Origin of the sequence: Rothia gullae (assembly GCF_024294905.1) — a bacterium.
GTDB lineage: Bacteria > Actinomycetota > Actinomycetes > Actinomycetales > Micrococcaceae > Rothia.
In genome coordinates this window covers 24,333-49,116 of the sequence record NZ_JANCOC010000010.1, presented here as the reverse complement: position 1 = coordinate 49,116, position 24,784 = coordinate 24,333, and the positions used below count along the sequence as shown (strand labels likewise).

Here is a 24,784-nt window from a genome sequence, read left to right as displayed (position 1 = left end):
TTTTCTCCTCATGAGAAGAATCTGCCCCATCCCGCGTGGGCCTGCACCGGGGCAGATGGGTTGGTGGTCGTGCAGTGACCCTGTGTCTCAAATGTATGTTGGAGATTTAGGGCAGCTGAGATTTTTTGATTTACCCCGGGGTAAGCGAAAAATTGTCGAACTAGGTGCGGGGGAGAGGGAATATATTCTTTGAATTCCTGCGGGCGGGCACTTCTTAGCAGTCTCCAGAAGCCACATGTGTTTCGAAAAGCCACCAAACATGTTGCTTTTCGAAACACATGTGGCTTTTCGCGGTTAGTGGGCGGGTAATGACGACGGGCAGCACACGATGCGGGGCTCTGGGATATTCTGAATTTAGAAGATGAGTAGAAAGGACGCACAGGACCCTCAAACAGGTCTGAGCATCGCACACCATACAACCCAGTTCACCCCGAACCTCAGCGAAGGAGCTACCATGGCAGCCACCAACCTCCCCGGAACTCTTCCCGCCCCCAACTACCGGCCCACCTATCGCTCCAACGGCGCGTGCGATGACCTCGGCAAGCTCGTTGCGCCGTACAGCCTTTCACGCGCCCAGCTGGCTGAGGCTACCGGCATCGCTGATGAGGCTATCGTGAATAGCTGGGTTGAGCAGTGCCGCCCCGACCTCGCTGCGGATGCTCCCGTGCCCCTCGAACCCGTGCTGCGATACCTGGACGAAACCTACCTGCCCGACCCCGCAAACTGGCCCGGCGACAACGCCTACGACGAGTTCGTCCTCGAGAACATTGCCGCACGCATACTGGCACGCGTTGTTGCCGAGTCCTTCGGCGCTGACCGTTCGGGTAACTACCGTGAACTTCTCGCACTCATTGCGACCCTCGTACTGATTGCCCGCTGCTGGGCGGGTACCGATGAGGCTTTCCTGACCCTGCTCAACACCGAGCCTACCGCGGAGGCGGAAGACTACCTGCAGGAGGCTATCTCGAACGCCCCCGAGTCCCTGCACCCCCTCCTGACTGAGCTTCTGCTGCCCACCCTGCGTGAGGCGCGCGGCACCTTCACCGCCCCTGAGGCGCAGCTACTCACCGGCTACGCGCTCGCCGCCGGATACTTCGCGGGTGAGCACCCCTACGAGACTCTGAACGGCATCCACGTTGCGTTTGCCGCAGATGACCGCACCCTGCCCGATGATGAGCTAATGAGCCGTGTTGAGGACGTCCTCAAGGCTAACTTTTCCGCTGCTCGTGCGGAAGCCGGCGCTGCTGTCGAGAACCCGGAGCCGCATCACGTCACCCTGCTTGGCGACCAGGATGGCTACGAAACCGCCGCGCACCTGATTGCCGCCCTGCCTCAGGCACACGACGCTATCGCTTTCAGCACCCAGCCCGGCGAAGGAGCCATCGCGCTCGCCGCTGACCGCAGCGCCGCCTTCACCCTGTACTTGTGCTATCTGCTTCTGGGTGATGACGATTCCTTGGAGCAGCGTGCCGCGGAGCTGTACCGCGCCAGCCGCGAGAACTAGCTAGCCGCTGAAAAGCCACATGTGTTTCGAGAAGCCACCAAAGACGTGGCTTTTCGAAACACATGTGGCTTTTCGCGGTTAATGGTGGTGGGATTATTCTCAACGGTGACTGTCCACGGTGAATTTACAGAGCTACGGGCTGTTCCGCGCGAATCGCATTATAGGTAGCGTCGCTGACGGTCACGCCGTACTGGTTGGAGGCGAGCCGCAGGATCTCCTCAACGGTGTAGATGCGGAACACGCCGCCTCCGGTTGCCTTAGCGTATTCACGCAGCAGCTGACGGTTCGCGAGTTGACGCACGGGTTCGCCGCCCGATGTGGCGCGTACCTGCTGACCGTTGCGCAGCCAGGTGTCGCGCACACCACCGGTGACGAAGATGCAGTCGGTGCCTTTCACGCGGGTGGTTGCTTCGGCAACGCATTGTTTCCAGAGCGCGAAGTCGGCGTCAAAGTTGGCGTTAGCGAGCAGTGGGTGGCCCTGTGCGAGGGCTTCGCGCCACTGCTGTTCGTGGCGTTCGGGGCTGGGCGCGGCACCCACGTGTCCGGTGAAGATGCGGTTCAGCAGCGGCAGGATTGTGTCATCTTCGCGGTGTGCCACGTTGATGGGTCCGGTGTCGGTAGTGGGTTCGAGGATCCTCATGATCTGCGCGATGGAGTGGTCCAGCTGGTGCGTGACTGAACGCAGTGCGCTCCAGGTGGAGTTGCGTTCTTCGGGCAGGGTTTCTTTGAAGGATGCTAGCGCTGAGCGGACGCGGTCTGCGGCGGCGGGTACGGGGGAGGCACCGTCGAGTGCTGCTCAGAATTCTTTGAGTGCCTGGTGGGGGAGGAATGCGTGTCCGCGCAGCTGCGAGTAGATGCGGAGAATTTCGTCGCTGACGTGGGTTGGGTAGTTGTAGAGGCTTGCAAGCGCGGTGGAGTCGAAAGCGACGAGAATTCCGGGGTGAATGGAAGTCAGCGGGGCGCAATCGAGTTCCTTGTACTCGACGAAGTCTGAGTACAGGGTACGTGCTTGACGGGTGATTGACATGAATCCTCTCCGGGTATCGAGTATGGGTGGTCAAGTGTGAGTGCCGGAGAAGTCGAGGAGAATATCTATTCAGTGTATCGACTTTCTGTGGCGCGTGATGGGGTTTCGATATAAATACTTTGTTTCTTACTGTTGTGTCTAACCCGAGGGGCGATGGTGTATGTCAGAGTCATTTTCGGGTCTGTGTTGTGGCTGTGAATTTCACCGTGTATGTATATGTTGTGAGGGTTTTTCTTTGTGGTTATGAGCAACATAGAACAAAAATATGCGTTAAGATGCAAAATCTGATGGAGGGCCACAAAATGGCGTCAGAAAACTCTTCCTACATGCACATAGGATGCATATAACACACCCAGGACAAGGCGAGAAAGTAGATGAACATTTATTCCCTCCTGTAGACTTTAAGTGATTCAAATTTGATAAAGGAGAAGAGTAATGTCAGAGCTGACCACTCAAAATCAGGCAGAGGAGCAGGCCCCGTCCCGCACTGTCGTCGTAGCAGAAGACGAAGCACTGATTCGCCTCGACATCGTTGAAATTCTGAAGGACCAGGGTTTCGATGTTGTTGCAGAAACCGATAACGGCAAGACCGCCGTCGAGCTAGCGCAGAAGCACCGCCCCGACCTCGTCCTCATGGATGTGAAGATGCCGATTATGGACGGCATCACCGCAGCTGAAGAAATCGCGAAGGAGCATATTGCTCCCGTCGTTCTGCTGACCGCCTTCAGCCAGAAGGAACTCGTTGACCGTGCCGTTGAGGCAGGCGCTATGGCGTATGTCGTCAAGCCTTTCTCCCCGAACGACCTGGTTCCCGCAATCGAGGTGGCAATCAGCCGCTACGAGCAGATTCGCGCCCTCGAGAAGGAAGTTGGTACCATCCGCGACCAGTTCGAGACCCGTAAGCTGGTTGACCGCGCAAAGTCGCTGCTCATCACCAAGATGAACCTGACCGAGCCGGAAGCCTTCCGTTGGATTCAGAAGACCTCCATGGACCGTCGCCTGTCCATGCGCGAAGTTTCCGACACCATCATCAAGCAGCTCTCCTAAATACGAGACGTACACAGTACATATCGGTATAGGTGCGAACGTACGCTACGGCGAAGACTAGGATTCGCCCGTATGCGCCTTCAACTGGTCAGAATCTGACCAGCACCTTTTCATGACACACTAACGCCCCATCCCTCACAATGAAGCTGAGGGACGGGGCGTTAACGTTTAACTTCTGAAGCTCGCACCCTGCCGGGGCAGTCGGAGCGTTTCTACGCCGGTACTGCAGGCAACCCAACGCTGCAAGAGGTGCAGCGTCAGACGGGCTTAGCGCAGGTAGCGGTTCAAATCGTCGTCGTTATTGTTCGGGCCGCTGATCGGGCGGTCCGTGGGGGAACCAGCCCAGAGCATTCCGCCGGTACCGAGCATCACGCCCAGCCACCAGAAGCTGCCGGGGTTGTTGATGGCGGTCACCAGGCACACCAGCATCACACCGATTGCGATGGGCAGGACAATGCGCTTGGCGCGCACAATCTTCGGGTAACGCTTGAAATAGGGGGTGCGCTCGCGGGTCATAGTGCTCCTTCTGGTCTTACCTTCTGGTGGGATGTTGGCAGGGTGCCGTGTACCCCGTGCTTCTACGATTTTAGGCTACTTGCTCAGGTTGTAGGACTTTATGCTGCGGTAGATTATGCAGTGGGGCGAGGGATTAGCATGTTGGTGATGCGTGCGGTGCAGGTGGTGCGGCCGCGCTCATCCACAATGTCGATGGAGTGGATGCACAGGGTGCGTCCGAGCTTGACGGCGGTGCAGGTTGCGGTAACCACGCCGGAGACTGCCGGGCGCACGTGGGTTGCGTTGATGTCCACGCCGACTGCTACGAGGTTTTCGCCGCCGTGTACACCCGCGGAGAGCGATCCGAGGGTCTCGGCAAGGACCACGTTAGCACCGCCGTGCAGCAGGCCGATGGGCTGGGTGTTACCGGCTACGGGCATGGTCGCGACGGTGCGTTCTGCGGTGAGTTCCTGGAACTTAATGCCCATGGCGGGGATGAGCTCGCCCAGACCGCGGGGGAAGTAGGGGTGCAGGTGCTCGGGGATGCCGCTTTCGGTCAGCTGCGCCTTGATTTCTTCTGCGGTGAGGGTGGTGGGTGCTGCCGCGCGGACGGGTGCGTGCTGTGTGTTGTTTTCAGTCATGACTTCCAGTGTACTCCTCGGTTTTTGCTGCTTTGGGCGGGATAGCTTTTTGCGAGTGCTTCCGGGTACGGGTCAGCCCCGCCTCCTGCAGGGGGAGGCGGGGCTGAAAAACGCTATGGAAGCGGAGAGGATTAGGCGGAAATAGCTTCTGCCTTTTCGATGTCCTCGTCGCGGATTTCCTTATCGGGGTTCACGCCGCTTGCCTTGGAGATACGCTCGGTCAGGGCTGCGATGGTCGCGTCACCGGTCACATTGGTTGCGGTGCCGAAGGAGTCCTGAGCCAGGTACAGGGCAATCATCAGGGCAATCATGGAGGCATCGAAACCAAGCATCGACTGCAGCAGACCAATTGCGGTCATCACGCCACCGCCGGGAACGCCGGGAGCGGCAACCATCATCACGCCGAGCACCAGAATCATGGGGATTAGGCTACCGAAGTCGGGGTGCTGACCGGTCATGAACAGCACCGCCACCGAGCAGGAGGTAATGGTGATCATGGATCCGGAGAGGTGAATGGTTGCGCACAGCGGAATCGCGAAGTCCACCACGCGGGGGGAGATGCCAGCATTCTTCGCCGAACGCACGGTCACCGGGATGGTCGCAGCCGAAGACTGGGTACCGATTGCGGTGAAGTATGCCGGGAGCATGGTCTTGATCATCTGGATGGGGTTGCGGCGAGAAATAGCGCCAGCCACCGAGTACTGCAGAGCCAGGGTGACCCAGTGCAGAATAATCACCATGACGAACACAAGACCGAAGACGGAGAGGATCTTCGCCACCTGACCGGCGAGGGTCATATTCGCGAATACGCCCACAATATGCACCGGCAACAGGGGGATAATCACGTAGCCGAGCATCTTCTCAACGATGACCTGGAAGTCCTCGAAGAGGTTCAGCATCGCACGGGTCTTCAGCGCGGTAATACCCAGGCCCAGGATGAAGGAGAGAATCAGTGCGCTCAGCACACCCATAATCGGGGTCAGCTCGAAGGAGACGTAACCCTTGGACAGTGCGTTCTCGGGGTTATCGAAGGAGGCGAGCTGCTGGCCCTGCAGAATGATGGGGTAGAGCAGCAGTGCGCAGGTCAGCGCCAGGAAGCCAGCAAGGATGCTGGAGATGTACGCCAGACCCACGGTGATGCCGAGCATCTTGCCCGCACCCTGCGCGAGGGAACCAATGCCGGGCACGATGAAGCCGATAATAATCAGCGGAATCGCGAAGCTCAGGAAGGCGCTGAACACGGTGGAGAAGGAGACGAAGATCTGCACAATGAGGTCGGTGGCGATGGATGCGCCGGTTGCGTCATTGATGCCGCTAATCATTCCGGGGGTCAGCAAGCCGATGAGTACACCCGATGTGATCGCGATGAGAATCCATACGAGAAGGGGTAATTTTTTGAGTGCCTTCATAGTTTCCTAAATGAGGGATCGTTGTGTGTTAAGTGTGTTAAGCGCGGGATGAGCCCTCACGGTCCGGTGAATCCTGCCGGTGAATTCTGGGTAGAGTTCTGCCTATGAATACACGGGGTGTGGGGGTTCCTACGCTGGAGGCGATAATAAGGTTATATATTATCTGGAAACCGTATTATTATCCACCTCATATAGTGACTTGGGACACAATTTTTGAGGGAAAACTCACCAAACGCACCCCACCGGCACCTAAATATGAGGTAAAACTCTTTCCAAACACCCCGTTATTCCGCTATATGGCACAGCACCGGCACCCAACACGGCGCCGATACCTAACACAGCGCGGGCGCCTCCCCACAGGGCTAACCTGCAGCCACCACAAAACCAGCAGCCACGAAGCCAACCACCAAGAAAACTCAGACTCGATACACTAGAGGAGTGACTACAGAGAACAAAACCATCCTGCTCATTGACGGACACTCCCTCGCCCTACGCTCCTTCTTCGGCATCTACACCATGGCCGAAAAGACCGGGCAGCACATCTTTGTGCGCAGCGACGGCCAGCACACCGAAGCCGTCCACGCCTTCCTTTCCACCCTGCTGAGCATCATCAAAGACAACCAGCCCAGCCACATTGCCGTAGCCTTCGACCTGCCCGGAGGCACCTTCCGCACCGCCGAATACGGCGAATATAAGGGCGGCCGCAACGCCATCCCCGAAGCCTTCAACGGCCAGATTGACCTCATCAAAAAGATGCTTGGCGCGCTCAACATCCCCGCGCTCACCTACGAAAACTACGAAGCCGATGACATCGTCGCAACCCTCACCCGCCGCGGCACCGAAGCAGGCTACAAGGTCCTCATCCTCTCTGGCGACCGCGACATCTTCCAACTCGTCACCGACGACGTTACCCTGCTCTACCCGGTCACCACCGGCCCCTCCAAGGGTATTCAGCGCATGGACCCCGCCGCCGTCGAAAAGAAAACCAAAGTACCCCCGCACATGTACCCCGACCTTGCTGCTCTCACTGGCGAACAGGCGGACAACCTGCCCGGCGTACCCGGCGTGGGCCCCGGCTTCGCCGCCAAATGGCTCGGTGAATACGGCTCCCTCGACGCCGTCATCGAAAACAGCGACAAGATCGGCGGCAAGAAGGGCGAAGCGCTACGCGAAAACATCGGCAACGTCGTGCGCAACCGCCGCCTCAACCAGCTCGTCAACGACCTCGACCTGAACGTCACTCTCGAAGACACCGCATTCACCCCCGACCTGGATGCACTCAACACCTTCTTCGACGAAGTAGAGTTCCGCACCATCCGAAAGCGTGCCGCCGACACCCTCGGCCCCATCGTACGTGCCGCCGGAACCGCAGGCTCTGCAAGCTCCACCGCTGAAGCAGGGGAGGAGGGGGCCACCAAGAAGGCACCCACCGGCCCCGTCTACGCACCCATCAATACCAGCGCACCCACCAAAAACGCAGACGCAGCAGCATTCCGCGCCTTCTGTGCCGCCGCAGCCGAAGAAAACTACGGCAACGACGAACAGGGTGCGCCCATCGCCGTACCCGAACGCCTCGAAGGTGCCGTGACCCTCTACCCGGTCACCAACCTGCCCGTAGCGCGCCCCGCCATCGGCAACGCACCCGCCGTCAAGGTCACCAAAACCAAAATCCGCGCCGCCGAAGAAAACCCCGAACTGCTCGGCGTGCTCCTCACCAGCAAAAGCACCAGCCTCTGGATCGATACCCGCACCATCGACCCGGAACTCGACGCCGCCCTCGCCGCCTGGCTCTCCGACGAAGTAGCCCGCAAAATCGTCATGGACCTCAAAGTGCAGCGCAAACTCCTGCGCGCCTACGGCTACGAACTCGCCGGCGCCGTCGAAGACCCCGCCCTGTCCTCCTACATGTGCGGCTTCATCCCCACCGCAACCCGCAAACTCTTCTCCGAACGCATGGAAGACCTCGCCGAACGCTACCTCTGGATCCCCAAGGACCCCTACGCGCAGCTCGTCTTCCAACCCGAAGAAGACGAGGCAGAACCCTCCCTCTTTAGTCTGCCCGGCGAAGCCGAACCCGTCGACAACCTGAGCTACTTCACGCAAATTAGCCGCATCATCCACGAACTCGCACGCCTGCTGCACTACGAAATGGAAGAGCACGGCCAGCTGAAGGTCTACGAAGAAATCGAACTGCCGCTACTCTACGTCCTCGCAGACATGGAACAGGCAGGCATCGCGGTCTCCGACGCTCTCCTGACCGAACTGCACGACACCTTCTCCGCACGCGCTAACCAGGCGCAGGACGCCGCACGCACCATCATCGGCGACACCGTCCAAACCGACGACGGTGAAGAACCCCTCAACCTCGCCTCCGTCAAACAGTTGCAGACCGTGCTTTTCGACAAGCTCGCCCTGCCACACACCCGCAAAATCAAGTCCGGCTACTCCACCGACGCCGAATCCGTCACCGAACTGCTCACCAAAATCTCCCCGGAGTCCGACGGTGCCGCATTCCTCGGTGCGCTCGCCGCCTACCGCGACAACATCAAACTCGTACAGACCGTCGAAGGCCTGCAGAAAGCAGCCGCCGACGACGGACGCGTGCACACCACCTTCCAGCAGGGAGCCGCCTCCACCGGCCGCCTCTCCTCGACTGCGCCGAACCTGCAGAACATCCCGATCCGCACCGAAGAAGGCCGCCGCATCCGTGGCGCATTCATCGTCGCGCCCGCACCCGTCGACGGTGTGGAGTACGAGGGTCTGCTCACCGCCGACTACTCGCAGATCGAAATGCGCATCATGGTGCACCTCGCCGCCGACGAGAAGCTCATCGCAGCCTACGAAGCGGGGGAGGATCTGCACCGTTACGTCGGCTCCGAAGTCTTCGGCGTCGCCCCCGAAGAAGTCACCCCCGAGCAGCGCTCCAAAGTCAAGGCAATGTCCTACGGCCTGGCATACGGCCTGTCCCGATTCGGCCTCGCCAAGCAGCTGAACATCAGCTCCGACGAAGCAGGCGAACTGCGCACCAACTACTTCAAACGCTTCGGACGCGTGGGACGATTCCTACGCGGCGTGCTCAAGCAGGCACACCAGGACGGCTACACCGAAACCATTTTCGGTCGCCGCCGCGTGCTGCCCGACCTGGACTCGCCCAACCGTTTACGCCGTGAAGCCGCCGAACGAGCCGCTCTCAACGCCCCGATTCAGGGCACTGCCGCGGACATCATCAAGATCGCCATGATCAACATTCACCGCCGCCTGCGCGAAGAGGGCCTGAAGACCCGAATGCTGCTGCAGGTACACGACGAAATCATCCTCGAAGTCGCCGCCGGTGAGCGTGAAGCCGCCGAACGCGTGCTCGTCGAGGAGATGAGCGGTGCCGCCTCCCTGCGTGTTCCTCTGGATGTGCAGGTCGGCTGGGGCAAGTCCTGGCAGGAGGCGGGCCACTAGGCGCGTTTCCTCAGTTTCTGCTTGGAAAGGTGGTTATCGTCCTCGTTCCTACAGGGGCTGGGTAGGTGGGTACGCTATACCCTTCCTCCGCTCCTGCAGGGGAACCCACCCTCTCGGGCGCTCCGCTCTCTCCTTGCTTTGCTGCGGAGAGCACCCGAGAGGGTACCCTGATGTCGCTTCCGGAGGGTATAGCTACCCTGCGCTCCAGCTTGGGGCCTTACGTGGAGGGGCGGTGTCGTCCGTAGTGACATCAGGGTGCCCGAAGCGAGGCGAGGGCGGGTGCCCCTGTAGGAACGAGGACGAACGCCGTCCCTCAACTTCACAAGCAAACAAAACCGCAAATAAGTACGGGAATCCCGGGCGCGTAACCATTGACGACACGCCCGGGATTCCCGTACACTATTAATCGCGTGTACCAACGTACGGGTTTTCTATGCTCTTTTTCTCCTTAAGAAAACGGGGAGAAAACGGGCGCAGACCGCTCGCACACCCTGCTTAGAGCATCTGCTTCCGGCGGGTGGTACACATTGTAAGTATCCGTCAGCTCGACGTTTCCTCACCTCATTCAAAGGCGTTAACGGCCCTATACCGTGCGCGCCGGGGTGAAAAAGTGAGCCGGTCGGCGCCTCCACCCGGAGGTGTTGAGCGGTGAACCGGCAGCGTCGACCTATTAGAAATCCAATTGGAGCCCTCACTACATGAGCACCAACATCCCTCAGGTCGCAATCAACGACATCGGCGACGAGCAGGCATTCCTCGAGGCAGTCGAGAAGACCATTAAGGTCTTCAACGACGGCGATCTCGTCTCCGGCCAGGTCGTTAAGATCGACCACGATGAGGTTCTGCTCGACATCGGTTACAAGACCGAAGGCGTCATCCCCTCCCGCGAGCTGTCCATCAAGCACGACATCGACCCCTCTGAGGTTGTCGAGCTCGGCTCCGAGGTTGAGGCACTCGTCCTCACCAAGGAGGACAAGGAAGGTCGCCTGATCCTCTCCAAGAAGCGCGCACAGTACGAGCGTGCATGGGGCGACATCGAGAAGGTCAAGGAAAACGACGGCGTCGTTACCGGTACCGTTATCGAGGTTGTCAAGGGTGGCCTTATCCTCGACATCGGTCTGCGTGGCTTCCTGCCCGCATCTCTCGTTGAGATGCGCCGCGTTCGCGACCTCGCACCTTACATCGGTCAGCAGATCGAAGCTAAGATCATCGAGCTGGACAAGAACCGCAACAACGTTGTTCTGTCCCGCCGTGCATACCTGGAAGAGACTCAGTCCGCTGTTCGCTCCTCCTTCCTCAACGAGCTGGAGAAGGGTCAGGTCCGCGAGGGCGTTGTCTCCTCCATCGTCAACTTCGGTGCATTCGTGGACCTGGGTGGCGTGGACGGTCTGGTTCACGTGTCCGAGCTGTCCTGGAAGCACATCGACCACCCGTCCGAGGTTGTCGAGGTTGGCCAGCCCGTTACCGTCGAGGTTCTCGAGGTGGACCTGGACCGCGAGCGCGTGTCCCTGTCCCTCAAGGCAACCCAGGAAGATCCGTGGCAGGCATTTGCTCGCACCCACGCTCTGGGTCAGATTGTTCCCGGCAAGGTCACCAAGCTCGTTCCCTTCGGTGCATTCGTGCGCGTTGAGGACGGCATCGAGGGCCTCGTCCACATCTCCGAGCTGGCAACCCGCCACGTTGACCTGGCTGAGCAGGTCGTCTCCGTTGGTGAAGAGGTCTTCGTTAAGATCATCGACATCGACATGGATCGCCGCCGCATCTCCCTGTCCCTCAAGCAGGCAAACGAGGGCGTTGACCCCAACGCTACCGAGTTTGACCCCGCTCTGTACGGTATGGCTGCAGAGTACGACGAGGCTGGCAACTACAAGTACCCCGAGGGCTTCGACCCCGAGGCTAACGAGTGGCTGGAAGGCTTCGACGCACAGCGCGAGGCTTGGGAAGCACAGTACGCAGAGGCACAGGCTCGCTTCGAGGCTCACAAGGTTCAGGTTGCTAAGGCTCTCGAAGCTGACGCAGAGGCTGCAGCAGCAGCTCCCGCAGCAGCTGAGCCCGCACCGACCTCTTACTCCTCCGAGGAGCCCGCTTCCGCAGGTACCCTCGCATCGGATGAGGCACTGGCTGAGCTCCGCAAGAAGCTGACCGGCAACTAATCTGCCGCTCAGATGAGCACTCATCAGGCGTAATAGCCGATAGGTAAGCCCCGCGTGGGGTGCCTAGAGCTGAGGAACCCCCTCATCTCCCGTTTGGGAGGTGAGGGGTTCTTTGCGTTATTTGGGCCGGGGTGAGTCAGACTGGAGTGAGCCTCAGACTGGAGTGAGCCGGGGTTGGGACGAGCTCGTTGGACTCCGGGGGCGTGTGCCCGGTGTTGCTGAGGAGGATTTTAGACGGTGGTCATCTGTTCCCAGACGGCGTACACCTGCTCGGCGGTTTCCTCCAGCGAGCCGCCATTATCAATAATCCAGGCTGCGACTGCCTCACGCTGCTCGTCGGTAGCCTGCGCGGCGATGCGGGCGCGCGCATCCTCCTCACTCATGCCGCGCGAAGATACGAGGCGTTGCAGGCGAGTCGCCAGGGGAGTGCGCACCACGACCACGCCTTCAAAGGCGGACGGGTCGCCGGTCTCCACGAGCAGAGGAATATCCTCCAACACCACGCCGCTGAAACCGGGTTGGGACTGCGCCTGCTCCACCAGCTGTGCGGCACGCTCACGAATAGCGGGATGCACAATCGCGTTTAGACGCAGGCGTGCCTGCTCATCATTGAACACGATACGCGCCAGGGCGGGGCGGTTAAGGCGGCCGTCCGCCTCGAGCAGATGCTCACCGAACTCCGCGACCGTGCGGGTGAGCACCGCCTCGCCGGGCTCCATGAGGGAGCGGGAGATAGCGTCCGCATCCACCAGGAACGCGCCATGCTCAACGAAGAGGGATGCGATGGTGCTCTTGCCGCTGCCGATGCCGCCGGTGAGGGCGTAACGGCGCAGGACAGTGGAGGCGGGGAAAGAAGGCTGGGACATGGACGGTGCTCCTGAGGGGCTGTGCCACAATAGATAGGTACTGATTAGAGGAGGACACATGCAGGAAGAAACTCGCGCCAACCGATACCTTGTACCGCGCGGCGATGAGCCCTATGAGAGTCTCCTCGAAATTAAGCGTAGCGAATTTATTGGTCACATCAAGCGCGTGAGCACCGTTGAGGAGGCGCGCGCCTACATTGACTCGGTGCGCAAGACCTACCACGATGCCCGCCACGTGTGTTCGGCGTTCATTATTGGTGCTGACCGCGATATTCAGCGTTCCTCCGATGATGGTGAGCCCGCCGGTACCGCCGGTGTGCCGATGATGCAGGCGCTGCTGGCGCGTCAGACCCGCGAGGACGGCACCACCGACCTGTCGGATGTGGTTGCGGTGGTCGTGCGTTACTTCGGTGGCATTAAGCTTGGCGCGGGCGGTCTGGTGCGTGCCTACACTGATTCGGTGGTGCAGACCCTGGATGGTGCGCTATTCGATTCGCGTGAGCGTTTGCGTGTGGGTCAGGTGCCCAGTTCGCATGCGGATGCTGGCCGCCTGGAGAACGAGATCCGTGCTGCCGGTCTGAACGTGCTGGGTACCGAGTACGGTGCGGAGGGTGCCACGATTTCCCTGGGCGTGTTTGACCGCCCGGAGGAACTGGCGCGTGCCGAGGAACTGGTGGTGAGCTTGAGTTCCGGTGTGGCGAGTGTGGCTTGGGGGGATACGCAGTGGGTGGATTTGCCGGTCTAGCTTCCCGGCCCCTAGATTCACGGTCCTAGATTTCCGGGCTAGAGCGCCTGTGTAAAGTCATCAAAACCCAAAAGATAGTTTAACCTTAGTTAATAGTTACTCTAGCCCTAGTAATTGCCCGCTAAAGCTGATAGCCTAAAAAACGTTGCGGAACGCACATGCCCCTCCACGGCACGGGCAAGGGGTTCGTCACCAGCGGTAACCCAGCCCGGCGCCTCCACGAGGGAACGCGTGCGCCCGCACCGACGGGCAGGGCTCAACGCTGACATCTCAGCGCGGAGAACTGGGTACTATCTCAGCGCTGAGGTCCTGATGCTGACGTCTTGATATAGCTTAGTTGCTCAAGGAATGAGGCACAGCTGTATGCCGGTACTATAAGATCCGGCAGACGGTCGAGTGTGTGCACGAACCATCTGCCGGTAGGCGCTGAGCCCCGCCCGTCACCTTACGAAGAATCAGCTAACGAACGCTCTGAAGAGCTCAAGGTCGTGAAAACGTGACGCAGTTGGGAACCTACTATCAACAAGTAGACGCACAAGCAGGCAAAAACTCATCAGAGCAGTCCGCGGGCAGCCGCGACGCCACCGCAACCCTCAACCGCCAGGGATCCCGCCTCCCCAAGAGGGGCGCTATCGAGCAGCTTGAACCCGCCACCGTCGCCCAGCTACTCAACGCCTACCGCCAGCAGAACCTTGGCACCCTGCTGGGCGTGCTCACGCAGCGTCCGGCAGAGTTTGCCCGTCAGCTCGGCAGGCTCTGCCGCGTCTTCCCCGAACACGTTCACGCTATCGCCAAGGCGTTCGGCGCCGTGGGCCGCGCCCTGCCCATTGACGAGCTGGTGCGGCTGCATAACCGCTACTCGAACGCCGCCCGCGGAGTTGGCGAACACCTCAGCCTGGACAACTCCGGCGTGGCGCACCTGGTTCAGAGCCCAGCTCTGAGCCGTGAAGGTGCGGGTCACCTGCTCATGGCGGTTGAGCTCTGCCTTGCTGGCAGGATGCGCGGGCTGACTATCGCCATGCCCTCCACTGAGGCGTTCACCCCGGCTGATCAAGCGCCGAGCCTCGGATCCTGCAACCCAGCCCTGGACGGTGCCCTCAACGCTTTTGAACCGGCTGGCTGGGAACCGTTCTCCCTGGGCGGCGGCGAAGTGCTGCTTGCGACCGGTGTGCGCGATGTGCCTGATGGCTACGATCTGTCCCTCTGGCTGCTCGACGACGACTACCAATGCCGCGCCCGCATTGAACGCGGCGCCTCGCAGGTGTGCGTGGCAAGCTTCTACGATGAAGAAGTCATCACCCGAACCGTGGAGGAAACCGGATCGGGTGAAGCCGGCCTGGTCGATAACTACCGCGTGGAGGAGTACGTGGAACTGGACTTCCTCAACGCTATGGACCGGCAGGTACGCTACGTGGCGGTCACCGCCGCGGTGGGGGAGCCGCTCCTGTCTGTGCTGAACGAGAAGAGTGCGGTGCCGAATAGTATTCCCGACCCTGCCGCTTTTGCGAACGGTGCGGGCGCCTCCCGGTTCGCGAGGAGTGCCCGCCCGGATATCCGCACCGCCGCCGTGGTCGGTAAGGGCCTGCGCACCATCAATCACCGAGGCATGCTGCCGGTGTTGGGCGTGCCGAACCGCACCGTGTGCGCGGTGATTGACCTGTATAAGCAGCGCATCTGCGTGCCGGGTGTGGGTATTCCGCGCGGGCTGAGCGTGGAGGATGAAGAGCGCATCATGCAGCTGATTTTGAGCGCCCTGAACGGGTACCTTCCGCTGACGAACCGGGCGCTGATGAGCCTCGCTGGAGCCACCGTGGAAGTGCGCTAACGCTGCCGTCAACTAACCCTGCAGTCAACTAGCACTGCGGCGCCCCACGGCTACAAACCAATAAAATACCGCCCGGAATTGTGCTGGGAGCACGGTTCCGGGCGGTACGTGTTTAACGAGCTAGCCGGTCGCCAGGTGAGCTGCCATCACGTTAGTTAGTTGCGGGGCCCTGACCATTGATGATGCGCTGCGCCTCATCCTCAGTCAGGTTGTAGCCGTAGAAGGTCGAGTAGAACTCGCGGGTCTCCTTCACCAGGTCAACGTCGGAGAACTTCTCGGGGTGGAACAGCTTCGCCGCCCACAGAATCTGCAGAGCCTCCTCAGCCGAGTAGCGGTCCCAGTTGAAGGTGCCGACCGGGTTCTTAATAATCTTGCTGTTCTTCACCGCCGGAACGTCAGCCCACGCGGCGTCGGCCTTAATCGCGTCAACGCCCTTCTGCGCATCCGCGCCGCCAATGATGATGTACTCCGGCTGCGAGGCAATAATCTGCTCCAGAGAAATGTTCTTCAAGTTCTCCACGCCGTCCAGAGAGTTCTTCGCACCCGAAAGCTTCATCCACTCGCCAATCAGGGAATTTGAGCCGTCCACCTTCGTCAGGTCAGAACCGCCCGCAACGTGCAGCACCTTCGGGGACTCGGTGACGCCCTGCAGACGCTCCTTGATGAGGTTCTCGTTCTTCTCCAGGTACGCCAGGTACTTCTCAGCACGCTCAATCGCCTCATCGGTGCCAATAACCTCGGCGGTCAGCTCAACGGTGCGCTTCAGGTCCGCGAAGTTCTGGAACTCAACGTGCACCGCCGGGATACCCGCCTCAGCTGCCTTCGCAATCTGCTCCTTCGAGGAGGCGAGCAGCACCTCCGGCTTGTCGGCGAGCAACTGCTCCATGTTCACGTCGGTGCCCTTCACCGGCGCGTCAACCTTCTCAATGCCGGGGTAGACCTGCTTGAACCATGCCAGAGACTTCACGTTAGTCGTGGTGGACACCAGCTTCTCAGCCCCGCCGAGCAACAGAACCACCTGGTTGTTTGCGTGCCACAGGTCAGCGATGTGCTCAGGGGTTGTGGGGACGGTGACCTCCTTGCCATCAATGTCCTTAATGACCTTAGTGCCGTTACCGTTGTCCTTCACGAAGAAGCTGGTGTGCTTCTTCGCAGAATTACTCGAAGCCGAGACTGAGGTCGAGCTCGAAGCCGAACCCGAGGAGGAGGCGGTGTTCGCGGCGCCGCAACCGGTCAGAGCAGCCAGCAGCAGGGAAGTGGTTAGAGCAACGCCGGTGTGGAACTTCGTGATTTTCATGGTGTGTCTTTCTGCGGTGTACAACGGATAGGTGAATAACCCGGCGGCGGCCTGGGTGGGGCAGGCGTGCTAGGGACACGCCCCTCACAAGACAAAGGGCACCTCTACCGCATCTCTTGTGTGCCGCCCAAACCACCGCCGGAAATCTAAAGCGAGCCCGGGGGATTAGGATGCCGGGTTCTGCCCAGCTAAGATGCGCTGCGCCTCATCCTCGGTCAGCTGGTAGCCGTAGAAGGTTGAGTAGAACTCGCGGGTTTCCTTGACCAAATCAACGTCGGTAAACAGTTCGGGATGCAGGGTCTTGCCTGCCCACAGTAGCTGCAGGGCCTCCTCCGTGGAGTAGCGGTCCCACTTGAAGGTGCCTACAGGGTTTCGGTACAGCTTGTCATTCTTGACGGCTGGAATATCCTTCCACGCAGCGTCAGCCTTGATGGAGTCAATGCCCTGCTGCGCGTCAGAATTGCCCACGATAATGGCATCCGGTGCAGAGGCGATAATCTGCTCCAGCGAGATGTTCTTGTAGTTGGCCACGCCGTCAATCGAGTTCTTCGCGCCGGTTGCTTTCATCCATTCACCAATAATCGAATCGGAACCGTCGACCTTCGTCACGTCGGAACCGCCGGCAATGTGCAACACCTTCGGGCGCTGGTCATCGCTCAAGGAAGCAGTGCGTTCGATCACGAACTTCAGGTTCTTCTCAAGGTAGGTAATGTACTTGATAGCCTGCGAACGAGCCTGATCGGTACCGAGTACCTCCGCGGTCATGACCACGTTCTTCTTCAGACCCGCGAAATCCTGGAAGCCCAGCTGTACAGTGGTCAGGCCCGCAGCTCGCGCCTTTTCAACCTGAGTCTTGTCAATGGACACCACGACGTCCGGCTTAGACTTCAGCAGCTCCTCAACGTTCAAATCGGTGCCGGAGACAGGAGTGGATGCTTGAGTAATCTTCGGCTGAACCTTCTTATACCAAGGCATCTTCGAAATCTGCTGAGTGGTCGCCACAATATGATTGGAAGAGCCGAGCAACAGCATCACCTGGTTGTTCGCATCCCACAGGTTTGCGATGCGATCGACGGTAGCGGGTAGCTCAACTTTCTGACCGCTGTTATCGGTCAGCACACGCGAACCGTCCGCACTGTAAGTAATCTCAACACCGGTGGCAGAAACCAAATCCTTCCACGCCTGAGAGGATGCGACAGACGAGGATGCCGCAGATACGCTCGAGGACGCAGAGGTACTCGGAGAGGAGGAAGCAGTATTCGATGCACCGCAACCTGTCAGCGCCGCCAGCATCAAAGCTGCCGTCAGTGCAATACCAGAACGAAAAGTAGTCATCGTATATCTTTCAAATATGTGTGAAACTCTGAGGAGGCTCTCCCCACCGGCAGGGTCCCTACCGGCAGAGGAGAGGCGCCCAGAACAAGGTCTAAGCGGTGTAGCCTTCAGGGGCCTCACCGGCGAGGATGCGCTGAGCATCATCAGTGCTCAAGGAATAGCCAAAGAAAGTGGAGTAGAACTCCTGGGTTTCCTTCACCATGTCAATATCGGTGAACTTCTGAGGATGCAGAGTCTTCGCAGCCCACAGCACCTGCAAAGCTTCCTCAGTGGAATAGCGATCCCAGTTGAACGTGCCGTACGGGTTACGAATCACCTTGTTGTTCTTCACCGCAGGAACGTCCTTCCACGCCGCATCAGATTGAATCGTCTGAACACCCTTCGCGGACGCGTCACCGCCAATAATGATCACTTCAGGAGCGTACGCTGTAATCTGCTCCATAGACACGTCCTTCATGCCCTTCTGATCAGCAGCAACATTCTGACCGCCAGCAATCTTAATCCACTCATCAATCACGATGCCGCTACCAGAGACATTCTGAACCTTCGTGCCGCTACCGATATGCATCACCTTCGGGTGCTCGCTATCGGGCAGGTCCTTCAGACGTTCCTCAATCAGCTTCAGGTTCTTCTGCATGTATGCGTTGTACTTCTGAGCACGCTCATAGGCGCCCTGAGTACCTAGAACTTCCGCCGTCAGATTCACCGTCTGCATCAGGCCGTTCATATCGCTAAAGCCCACACGTACGGCGGTCAGCCCCGCCTGACGCACAGCCTCAGCCTGCTTCTCACTCGACACCAACACCACATCGGGCTTAGTGGCCAGTAGAGCCTCCATATTGAGGTCGTTATTGGCGGCAATCGGGGCCGGAACCTTCGTAATGTCCGGGTATATCTGACGGAACCACGGAATCGTCGTCACATAGTGAGTAGTTGCACTAAGCTTCGGGGCTCCGCCGAGAGTGAGAATCACCTGATTATTCGCATGCCACAGGTTTGCTACACGCTCCGGAGTGACAGGAACCGTCACTTCCTGACCGTCAACATCCTTAATGACCTTAGTGCCGTCACCTTTATCCTTCACGAAGAAGCTGGTGTGGTCGGTGGCCGCAGCCCCGTTGTAGCCATTCTGAGCGCTCGCAGATGAAGAAGCCGACGCGCTAACTGACGAAGAAGCCGAAGCAGCAGACGAAGACGATGCGGTATTCGATGCGCCGCAACCAGAGAGCACCAGCATCAACGCAGCTGAGGAAAGGGCAAGAGCTGAGGTGAAGCGGGAAGAAGCCATGAGAACTCCTAAGAATGTGTGAGAGGGAACCTATGAGCCGAGAGTGGTAATGTGTACGCTGGAACGACCCAGCGCGGGGGAGTAAGTCACCGTCAGGCCGGTATTGAAGGTGCGTGAGAGAACCTCGCTCGTGAGCACCTTGGAGGCGCGGCCCGTCAAAAGTTGAGCTGGCACATCTGCAGGTACCTCCGGCGTTGCGTTTGGCACGGTATCGGGCATATCGTGTGCGCTAAGCAGGGCGACGGTCGCATCCAACATGAGGGCATGATCCGGGTTGTGGGTCGTGAAGATGACCCCGTACCCGGCATCGCGGAGCTGCCGAATCTTCCGCAGCACCTTCGCCTGATTCGCCACGTCCAGGGCGCTCGTCGGCTCGTCCAGAACGATGAGCGGGGCGTCTTGCACCAAGGTTCGGGCAATACCCACCTGCTGACGCTGACCGCCGGACAGCTCATCCAATGGGGAGTGTGCCAGGTCGAGCAGCCCCAGCTCCTCCATCACGGTATGAACCTGCTCACGGTCACGGCGCGAGGGTGAAGAGAACAACCCGATATAGGGTGCGCGACCCATCAGCAGGTACTCGGTCACGGTGTAGGAGATGCCGCGACCCTCCATCTGCGGAAGGTAGGCGATGCGGCGGGCACGCTCAGTCGCGGTCAAAGAATCCAGCGGCTCACCGCCCAGGTGAATGCTGCCCTCGGTGAGCGAATGCAAACCGATCAGGCAGTTCAACAGGGTGGACTTACCCACACCGTTGCGACCCAGAATGGCGAGGACCTCACCGCGTCGCACCTGCAGGTTCACATTGCGGAAAATCCAGCGGCTGGAGTGGTGCCCGGAACGGTGCAGACCAGCGCGGTGATCCGTGCGGCGGCGCTTGATGTGCCCGCCCCGGTGGCCGTAACGGAATCCGGCATCGTCAAGGTGTAGCAGAACCTCAGCGCTCGCGTCCGTGCGGTGCTGAGCATCGGGAATGGAAGGCGACATTACTTCACCCGAACCTTTCCAAGCAACAGCAACGCCACGTACAGGGGCGTGCCAATGAAGCCGGTCAGTACGCTCAGAGGCACCTCCGCGCTGGTGAGGCTACGCGCCAGGGTATCGACGAACATCATGAACGAAGCACCCATCAGAATGGACAGCGGCATGAGCTTGGTCGTGTCACTACCGACCAGCAGGCGGCACAGGTGCGGAATGACCAGGCCAACCCAAGAAATCGGGCCGCCAATACACACGCTGGTCGCGGTCACCAGGGTTGCCAGCAGAATGGTGATACCGCGGGTGCGGGTCAGGTTAATGCCGAGGGTGCGCGCTTCATCGTCACCGAGCGAGAGGATATTGATGCGCCAACGCATTGCCAGGAGCAGCAGGATGCAGGGCGCCGCCACCAGCGCAAACTGGGTGAGTGCTTCCGCGCGTACGTCCTGCAGGGAGCCCATCTGCCAGAACACGATCTGTGCCAGCTGAGTTTCAGGGTTCGCAATGAACTTCAACGCACCCAGCGCGGCGGTGCCAAAGCCACCCACAATCACGCCGGAGAGCACCAGCATGAGCGTGGACTGATTCTTGAGCAGGCGGGGAATGCTCACGGTCAGTAGCACGGCGGCTAGACCACCGGCCAGGGCAGAACCCTGAATGGCGAGGCTCGTGCCTACACCCAGCAGAATGGCGGAGGCTGCACCCACCGACGCACCCTGCGAAACACCCAGCAGGTACGGGGAGACTAACGGGTTACGGAAGACCGCCTGGAAGGTAGCACCCGCAATGGCGAGGGCAGCACCGATGAGCCCCGCGGCGAGCAGACGCGGAATACGTACGGTCAACAGCATGTTTTCGGCGGGCTTGTAGACTTTCAGGTCCATGCCGAACCAGTTTTTACCGAGAATGCGGAAGAGCTCATCCAATTCGAGCGGGTACCTGCCGGTGATGAGCGAGAGGTAGGTGACGCCCAGCAGAATGGCGAGGGCGATGAGCAGAATCAGCGGGTACGAGGACGCGAAGAGGCTGCGGCGATGCTCGGTTTTGGCAGCTAAGGTGGCAACCGGTGCGCCGGTGGGGTTCGCCTTCGGGTTTGCTTCTGTGGATTCGTTCGGGGTTGCCTGTGAAGCTGTCTCCGTGGTCGTGCTCATGGAGTCCTTCCGTGCGCTCTTGTGGTCCCGTTCTGTCTGCGTGTGTGTGCTCTAAACATATGTGAGCCACATCAAAGAGGCAAAGGGGGTGAGTGCGGAGCGCCCCTCATAAGTCTTTATGTGTTGACGCTTATCTTCTGCAGCGCGGTGCCCGTGAGCGATGGTGGCTATGGGGAGAGCGGCCACCCCTAAGAGCACTGTTCCTAAGAGCACCGTTATCGTGCGGGAGAATGCTCCCGCTCGCCTCCTGCCCGGTAGCGCAGATGAACCAGTCGAATACCCCTTATCTTTTGCGCCACCTCTTTTATGAACTTGGGCACTTTGACGGGTACTTTGACGAATCCCGGGTGTGCAACCCGTGTGGGCGGGTGGATTTTAGCCCTATACTGATTCGCCCGGCACTGACCATGCCGGCAGCTGCACGGGTCGCTATGCCGGTGGTTGTGATGGACCCGGTCGTGATGGACCCATGCGCGTGATTATATTGCGCCAGCAGAAAAGAGTGACCAATCCTGAGGCGCATTGGGCGGCTTTCCCCTAGGATGGATACATGAGTTACGCACCCGAAATTAACCGCGTTGTTGCCCCCTTTGAAGTGGTCAGCCCCTTCCAGCCTGCCGGTGATCAGCCGAAGGCTATCGCCGAGCTCACCGAGCGTGTGCAAAACGGTGAGAAGGACATTGTGCTGATGGGTGCTACCGGTACCGGTAAGTCCGCGACCGCAGCCTGGCTGATTGAGGCGGTGCAGCGTCCGACTCTGGTGCTCGTGCAGAATAAGACTCTGGCGGCGCAGCTGGCGAATGAGCTGCGCGAGCTGCTGCCGAATAATGCGGTGGAGTATTTCGTCTCATACTACGACTACTACCAGCCTGAGGCGTACGTGCCGCAGACCGATACGTTCATTGAGAAGGACTCCTCCATCAATGAGGAGGTGGAGCGTCTGCGTCACTCGGCGACGAACTCCCTGCTGACTCGCCGCGACGTGGTGGTGGTTGCGACCGTGTCCTGCATTTATGGTCTGGGCACGCCCGAGGAGTACATTGAGCAGATGGTGACTCTGCGTCGCGGTGAGGAGATTGACCGCGACGAGCTGCTGCGCCAGTTCGTGGCGATGCAGTACGCGCGTAACGACATGGACTTTCACCGCGGCACGTTCCGTGTGCGCGGCGATACCGTCGAAATCATCCCCATGTACGAGGAGAACGCGATCCGTATTGAGTTCTTCGGTGATGAGATTGAGGCGATTTACACCCTGCACCCGCTGACCGGTGAGGTAATTCGCGAGGAAGAAGAAATGTATGTCTTCCCCGCAAGCCACTACGTTGCTGGCCCGGAGCGCATGGCGAAGGCTATTACCTCCATTGAGGATGAGCTGCGCGAGCGCCTGCAGACCCTCGAGTCTCAGGGCAAGCTGCTGGAGGCGCAGCGTCTGCGCATGCGCACCACCTACGACCTGGAAATGATGGAGCAGATGGGCTTCTGCAATGGCATTGAGAACTACTCGCGCCATATTGACGGTCGCGCCCCCGGTAGCGCCCCGAACTGTCTGCTGGATTATTTCCCGGATGATTTCTTGCTGATTATTGATGAGTCGCACGTGACGGTCCCGCAGATTGGTGCCATGTATGAGGGTGATATGTCCCGTAAGCGCACCCTGGTGGAGCACGGTTTCCGTCTGCCGTCGGCGATGGATAACCGCCCGCTGAAGTGGGAGGAGTTCCTGGAGCGTATCGGTCAGACGATTTACCTTTCGGCGACCCCCGGTAAGTATGAGTTGTTGCAGGCTGATGGTTATGTGGAGCAGATTATTCGCCCGACCGGCCTGATTGACCCGGAGATTGTGGTCAAGCCGACCAAGGGGCAGATTGATGATTTGCTTGAGGAGATTCGTGTGCGCGTTGAGCGTGATGAGCGTGTGCTGGTCACGACCCTCACCAAGCGCATGGCGGAGGATCTGACCGAGTACCTGCTGCAGCACAGCGTGAAGGTGCAGTACCTGCACTCTGACGTTGATACTCTGCGCCGTGTGGAGCTTCTGCGTGAGCTGCGCCTCGGCACCTTTGATGTGCTGGTTGGTATTAACCTGCTGCGTGAGGGCCTTGACTTGCCTGAGGTGTCCCTGGTTGCGATTCTGGATGCCGATAAGGAAGGCTTCCTGCGTTCGACCACTTCGCTGATTCAGACGATTGGTCGTGCGGCGCGTAACGTGTCCGGTCAGGTGCATATGTACGCGGATAAGATAACGGATTCTATGCGCGTGGCGATTGATGAGACGAACCGCCGCCGCGAGATTCAGCAGGCGTACAACCGTGAGCACGGCATTGACCCGCAGCCGCTGCGTAAGAAGATTGCGGATATTACGGATGTTCTCGCCCGCGAGGAAGAGGACACCCGCGAGCTTCTGCAGCAGCGTAAGAGCGGTAAGAAGGGTGCCCGCACGGTGAGCGCGGGCGCGAAGACCGGTTCTGCAACCTCCTCGAAGATTGCCACGAGTACCCCGGAGTCGGAGGAGCTTCTCGCTCGTGCGGAGGCGCGCGTTCGTGCCGACGGTCTGGCTGCGGCACCCGCTGAGGATTTGCTGGATTTGATTGAGCAGATGAATGAACAGATGCGTGTGGCGGCGGAGAACCTGCAATTTGAGTTGGCGGCGCGTCTGCGTGATGAGCTTGCCGATTTGAAGAAGGAGCTGCGTCTGATGAAGGAGGCGGGTCACGCCTAAACCCGGTGTTCTAAGCCCGGTGTTTAGGGAGCCGACGTGGGTTTTTCGCCATGAGGTAACTCATTGCTGGTGAAGTTCTACTGAGTGCAGATACAGGCCGTACACTGGCAAAGTCTTTTACGTGTCAAATAACACCTTGATGCTTCCGAACGATAAAGAAAAATCTGTAACTGTACCTAATAACTCTTCAGGCGCACACACTACGGGAGCTCGTTCCGTTACCCGCCGCAACCTCACTCGCGGCGCGCTCTGGGCTGTGCCCGCTATTGCCGCTTCCACGACGGTACCCGCATTCGATGCTTCGGCTGATGATTGCAAGACGGTACACGGCCCGGACTTCACCCAGGTCGGCGGCTGGTCGTTGGTGGCGCTGGCTTCCTCGAGGACGGCAACGGCAACCGCTTCGTTGATGGCGAAGGCTTCCCGGAAGATTACAAGCCCGAGGCGAAGGCATTCGCCCAGATTCTTGACGAGTACCGCGCATCCGAGGGCTTGAACTGGACCATGCTCTCCCCGACGTTCGAAACCGCACCGGGTGAGCGCACCGGCAAGTACAACACCGCGCTGGACACCTCCGCAGGCGAGTTCGTTAGCGCCGAGGATTTGATGTCGCCCCGATTGATGAGGCAGAAGAGCCCAAGCACGCGGGCCGCCGCTTCACCGTTGCCAACTAGACAGCGCCAACTCATAGCGGCGCCAGCTAGACAGCACTAACTGGCAAGCGCGTATTTATCACGCAGAAACGCTGCATCCGATGGGATAACCCTGCCGGATGCGGCGTTTTGGCGTGCCTAGCTCCTGAAAAACCCTCCGGAGGGGCTCCTGTGCGAAAACCTCAACCTGCTGTATAATCG

The 24,784-nt window shown here is 59.5% G+C and carries 19 protein-coding genes; 8 read left to right on the top strand and 11 right to left on the bottom strand.

Annotated elements, in window-relative coordinates:
• Positions 1–454 precede the first annotated feature (454 nt).
• The gene (locus NML54_RS06930) at positions 455–1,504 is read left to right on the top strand and encodes a glycosyltransferase (RefSeq protein WP_254756947.1); all 1,050 of its coding nucleotides are present in this window, start codon (positions 455–457) and stop codon (positions 1,502–1,504) included.
• A 124-nt stretch (positions 1,505–1,628) separates the two neighbouring features.
• On the opposite strand, the gene NML54_RS06925 is transcribed toward NML54_RS06930, so the two are convergent.
• Both NML54_RS06925 and NML54_RS06920 read right to left on the bottom strand, forming a co-directional pair.
• Positions 1,629–2,144 carry a hypothetical protein gene (locus NML54_RS06925; RefSeq protein ID WP_254756945.1) on the bottom strand — a complete coding sequence of 172 codons (516 nt, stop codon included), beginning with the start codon at positions 2,142–2,144 and terminating at the stop codon, positions 1,629–1,631.
• 156 nt (positions 2,145–2,300) lie between these two features.
• On the bottom strand, positions 2,301–2,531 hold the full coding sequence (locus NML54_RS06920; protein ID WP_254756943.1) for a hypothetical protein: 231 nt from the start codon (positions 2,529–2,531) through the stop codon (positions 2,301–2,303).
• Positions 2,532–2,966: 435 nt separating this feature from the next.
• On the opposite strand from NML54_RS06920, the gene NML54_RS06915 reads away from it, so the two are divergent.
• Positions 2,967–3,578, top strand: a complete 612-nt coding sequence (locus NML54_RS06915) for an ANTAR domain-containing response regulator (protein ID WP_070686927.1) — start codon at positions 2,967–2,969, stop codon at positions 3,576–3,578.
• Between the two features lie 267 nt (positions 3,579–3,845).
• Here NML54_RS06915 and NML54_RS06910 read toward each other — a convergent pair whose 3' ends face one another.
• The 3 genes from NML54_RS06910 to NML54_RS06900 form a co-directional block, all read right to left on the bottom strand.
• Positions 3,846–4,094, bottom strand: coding sequence for a hypothetical protein (locus NML54_RS06910; protein WP_254756941.1), 249 nt, complete (start codon positions 4,092–4,094; stop codon positions 3,846–3,848).
• 113 nt (positions 4,095–4,207) lie between these two features.
• Complete coding sequence (locus tag NML54_RS06905; RefSeq protein ID WP_049341349.1) at positions 4,208–4,714, bottom strand: PaaI family thioesterase; 507 nt, start codon at positions 4,712–4,714, stop codon at positions 4,208–4,210.
• Positions 4,715–4,845: 131 nt separating this feature from the next.
• Complete coding sequence (locus NML54_RS06900) at positions 4,846–6,123, bottom strand: dicarboxylate/amino acid:cation symporter (RefSeq protein ID WP_254756939.1); 1,278 nt, start codon at positions 6,121–6,123, stop codon at positions 4,846–4,848.
• Positions 6,124–6,561: 438 nt separating this feature from the next.
• Between NML54_RS06900 and polA the strand changes: the two genes are divergently transcribed.
• Both polA and rpsA read left to right on the top strand, forming a co-directional pair.
• Positions 6,562–9,573 carry a DNA polymerase I gene (polA, locus tag NML54_RS06895; RefSeq protein WP_254756937.1) on the top strand — a complete coding sequence of 1,004 codons (3,012 nt, stop codon included), beginning with the start codon at positions 6,562–6,564 and terminating at the stop codon, positions 9,571–9,573.
• Positions 9,574–10,271: 698 nt separating this feature from the next.
• Complete coding sequence (gene rpsA, locus NML54_RS06890; RefSeq protein ID WP_005506223.1) at positions 10,272–11,726, top strand: 30S ribosomal protein S1; 1,455 nt, start codon at positions 10,272–10,274, stop codon at positions 11,724–11,726.
• A 230-nt stretch (positions 11,727–11,956) separates the two neighbouring features.
• Here rpsA and coaE read toward each other — a convergent pair whose 3' ends face one another.
• On the bottom strand, positions 11,957–12,592 hold the full coding sequence (gene coaE, locus NML54_RS06885) for a dephospho-CoA kinase (RefSeq protein WP_254756935.1): 636 nt from the start codon (positions 12,590–12,592) through the stop codon (positions 11,957–11,959).
• Positions 12,593–12,650: 58 nt separating this feature from the next.
• Here coaE and NML54_RS06880 point away from each other — a divergent pair, with 58 nt between their 5' ends.
• A complete protein-coding gene (locus NML54_RS06880) occupies positions 12,651–13,337 on the top strand; it encodes an IMPACT family protein (RefSeq protein ID WP_254756933.1) in 687 nt (228 codons plus the stop codon).
• 496 nt (positions 13,338–13,833) lie between these two features.
• On the top strand, positions 13,834–15,162 hold the full coding sequence (locus NML54_RS06875; protein WP_254756931.1) for a 2-oxoglutarate dehydrogenase: 1,329 nt from the start codon (positions 13,834–13,836) through the stop codon (positions 15,160–15,162).
• A 151-nt stretch (positions 15,163–15,313) separates the two neighbouring features.
• On the opposite strand, the gene NML54_RS06870 is transcribed toward NML54_RS06875, so the two are convergent.
• The 5 genes from NML54_RS06870 to NML54_RS06850 all read right to left on the bottom strand — a co-directional run bounded on the left by NML54_RS06870 (position 15,314) and on the right by NML54_RS06850 (position 21,211).
• Entirely contained in the window at positions 15,314–16,459 is a 1,146-nt protein-coding gene (locus tag NML54_RS06870; protein ID WP_254756929.1) for an ABC transporter substrate-binding protein, read from the bottom strand.
• Between the two features lie 165 nt (positions 16,460–16,624).
• Entirely contained in the window at positions 16,625–17,794 is a 1,170-nt protein-coding gene (locus tag NML54_RS06865) for an ABC transporter substrate-binding protein (RefSeq protein ID WP_254756927.1), read from the bottom strand.
• A 91-nt stretch (positions 17,795–17,885) separates the two neighbouring features.
• On the bottom strand, positions 17,886–19,082 hold the full coding sequence (locus tag NML54_RS06860) for an ABC transporter substrate-binding protein (protein ID WP_254756925.1): 1,197 nt from the start codon (positions 19,080–19,082) through the stop codon (positions 17,886–17,888).
• 30 nt (positions 19,083–19,112) lie between these two features.
• Positions 19,113–20,069, bottom strand: coding sequence for an ABC transporter ATP-binding protein (locus tag NML54_RS06855; RefSeq protein ID WP_254756923.1), 957 nt, complete (start codon positions 20,067–20,069; stop codon positions 19,113–19,115).
• The gene (locus NML54_RS06850; RefSeq protein WP_254756921.1) at positions 20,069–21,211 is read right to left on the bottom strand and encodes a FecCD family ABC transporter permease; all 1,143 of its coding nucleotides are present in this window, start codon (positions 21,209–21,211) and stop codon (positions 20,069–20,071) included. Before NML54_RS06850 ends, NML54_RS06855 begins: the two co-directional genes overlap by 1 nt.
• Before the next feature lie 550 nt (positions 21,212–21,761).
• On the opposite strand from NML54_RS06850, the gene uvrB reads away from it, so the two are divergent.
• Together uvrB and NML54_RS06840 are read left to right on the top strand one after the other, a co-directional pair.
• On the top strand, positions 21,762–23,930 hold the full coding sequence (uvrB, locus tag NML54_RS06845; protein WP_254756919.1) for an excinuclease ABC subunit UvrB: 2,169 nt from the start codon (positions 21,762–21,764) through the stop codon (positions 23,928–23,930).
• Positions 23,931–24,242: 312 nt separating this feature from the next.
• Positions 24,243–24,644, top strand: a complete 402-nt coding sequence (locus NML54_RS06840; RefSeq protein ID WP_254756917.1) for an NAD(P)-dependent oxidoreductase — start codon at positions 24,243–24,245, stop codon at positions 24,642–24,644.
• Positions 24,645–24,784: the final 140 nt, after the last annotated feature.

What these genes read in the sequence shown, in the direction of transcription:
- NML54_RS06930 (WP_254756947.1), top strand. Translation starts at nt 455, where the DNA reads ATGGCAGCCACCAACCTCCCCGGAACTCTTCCCGCCCCCAACTACCGG.
- NML54_RS06925 (WP_254756945.1), bottom strand. Translation starts at nt 2,144, where the DNA reads ATGAGGATCCTCGAACCCACTACCGACACCGGACCCATCAACGTGGCA.
- NML54_RS06920 (WP_254756943.1), bottom strand. Translation starts at nt 2,531, where the DNA reads ATGTCAATCACCCGTCAAGCACGTACCCTGTACTCAGACTTCGTCGAG.
- NML54_RS06915 (WP_070686927.1), top strand. Translation starts at nt 2,967, where the DNA reads ATGTCAGAGCTGACCACTCAAAATCAGGCAGAGGAGCAGGCCCCGTCC.
- NML54_RS06910 (WP_254756941.1), bottom strand. Translation starts at nt 4,094, where the DNA reads ATGACCCGCGAGCGCACCCCCTATTTCAAGCGTTACCCGAAGATTGTG.
- NML54_RS06905 (WP_049341349.1), bottom strand. Translation starts at nt 4,714, where the DNA reads ATGACTGAAAACAACACACAGCACGCACCCGTCCGCGCGGCAGCACCC.
- NML54_RS06900 (WP_254756939.1), bottom strand. Translation starts at nt 6,123, where the DNA reads ATGAAGGCACTCAAAAAATTACCCCTTCTCGTATGGATTCTCATCGCG.
- rpsA (WP_005506223.1), top strand. Translation starts at nt 10,272, where the DNA reads ATGAGCACCAACATCCCTCAGGTCGCAATCAACGACATCGGCGACGAG.
- coaE (WP_254756935.1), bottom strand. Translation starts at nt 12,592, where the DNA reads ATGTCCCAGCCTTCTTTCCCCGCCTCCACTGTCCTGCGCCGTTACGCC.
- NML54_RS06880 (WP_254756933.1), top strand. Translation starts at nt 12,651, where the DNA reads ATGCAGGAAGAAACTCGCGCCAACCGATACCTTGTACCGCGCGGCGAT.
- NML54_RS06870 (WP_254756929.1), bottom strand. Translation starts at nt 16,459, where the DNA reads ATGAAAATCACGAAGTTCCACACCGGCGTTGCTCTAACCACTTCCCTG.
- NML54_RS06865 (WP_254756927.1), bottom strand. Translation starts at nt 17,794, where the DNA reads ATGACTACTTTTCGTTCTGGTATTGCACTGACGGCAGCTTTGATGCTG.
- NML54_RS06860 (WP_254756925.1), bottom strand. Translation starts at nt 19,082, where the DNA reads ATGGCTTCTTCCCGCTTCACCTCAGCTCTTGCCCTTTCCTCAGCTGCG.
- NML54_RS06855 (WP_254756923.1), bottom strand. Translation starts at nt 20,069, where the DNA reads ATGTCGCCTTCCATTCCCGATGCTCAGCACCGCACGGACGCGAGCGCT.
- NML54_RS06850 (WP_254756921.1), bottom strand. Translation starts at nt 21,211, where the DNA reads ATGAGCACGACCACGGAGACAGCTTCACAGGCAACCCCGAACGAATCC.
- uvrB (WP_254756919.1), top strand. Translation starts at nt 21,762, where the DNA reads ATGAGTTACGCACCCGAAATTAACCGCGTTGTTGCCCCCTTTGAAGTG.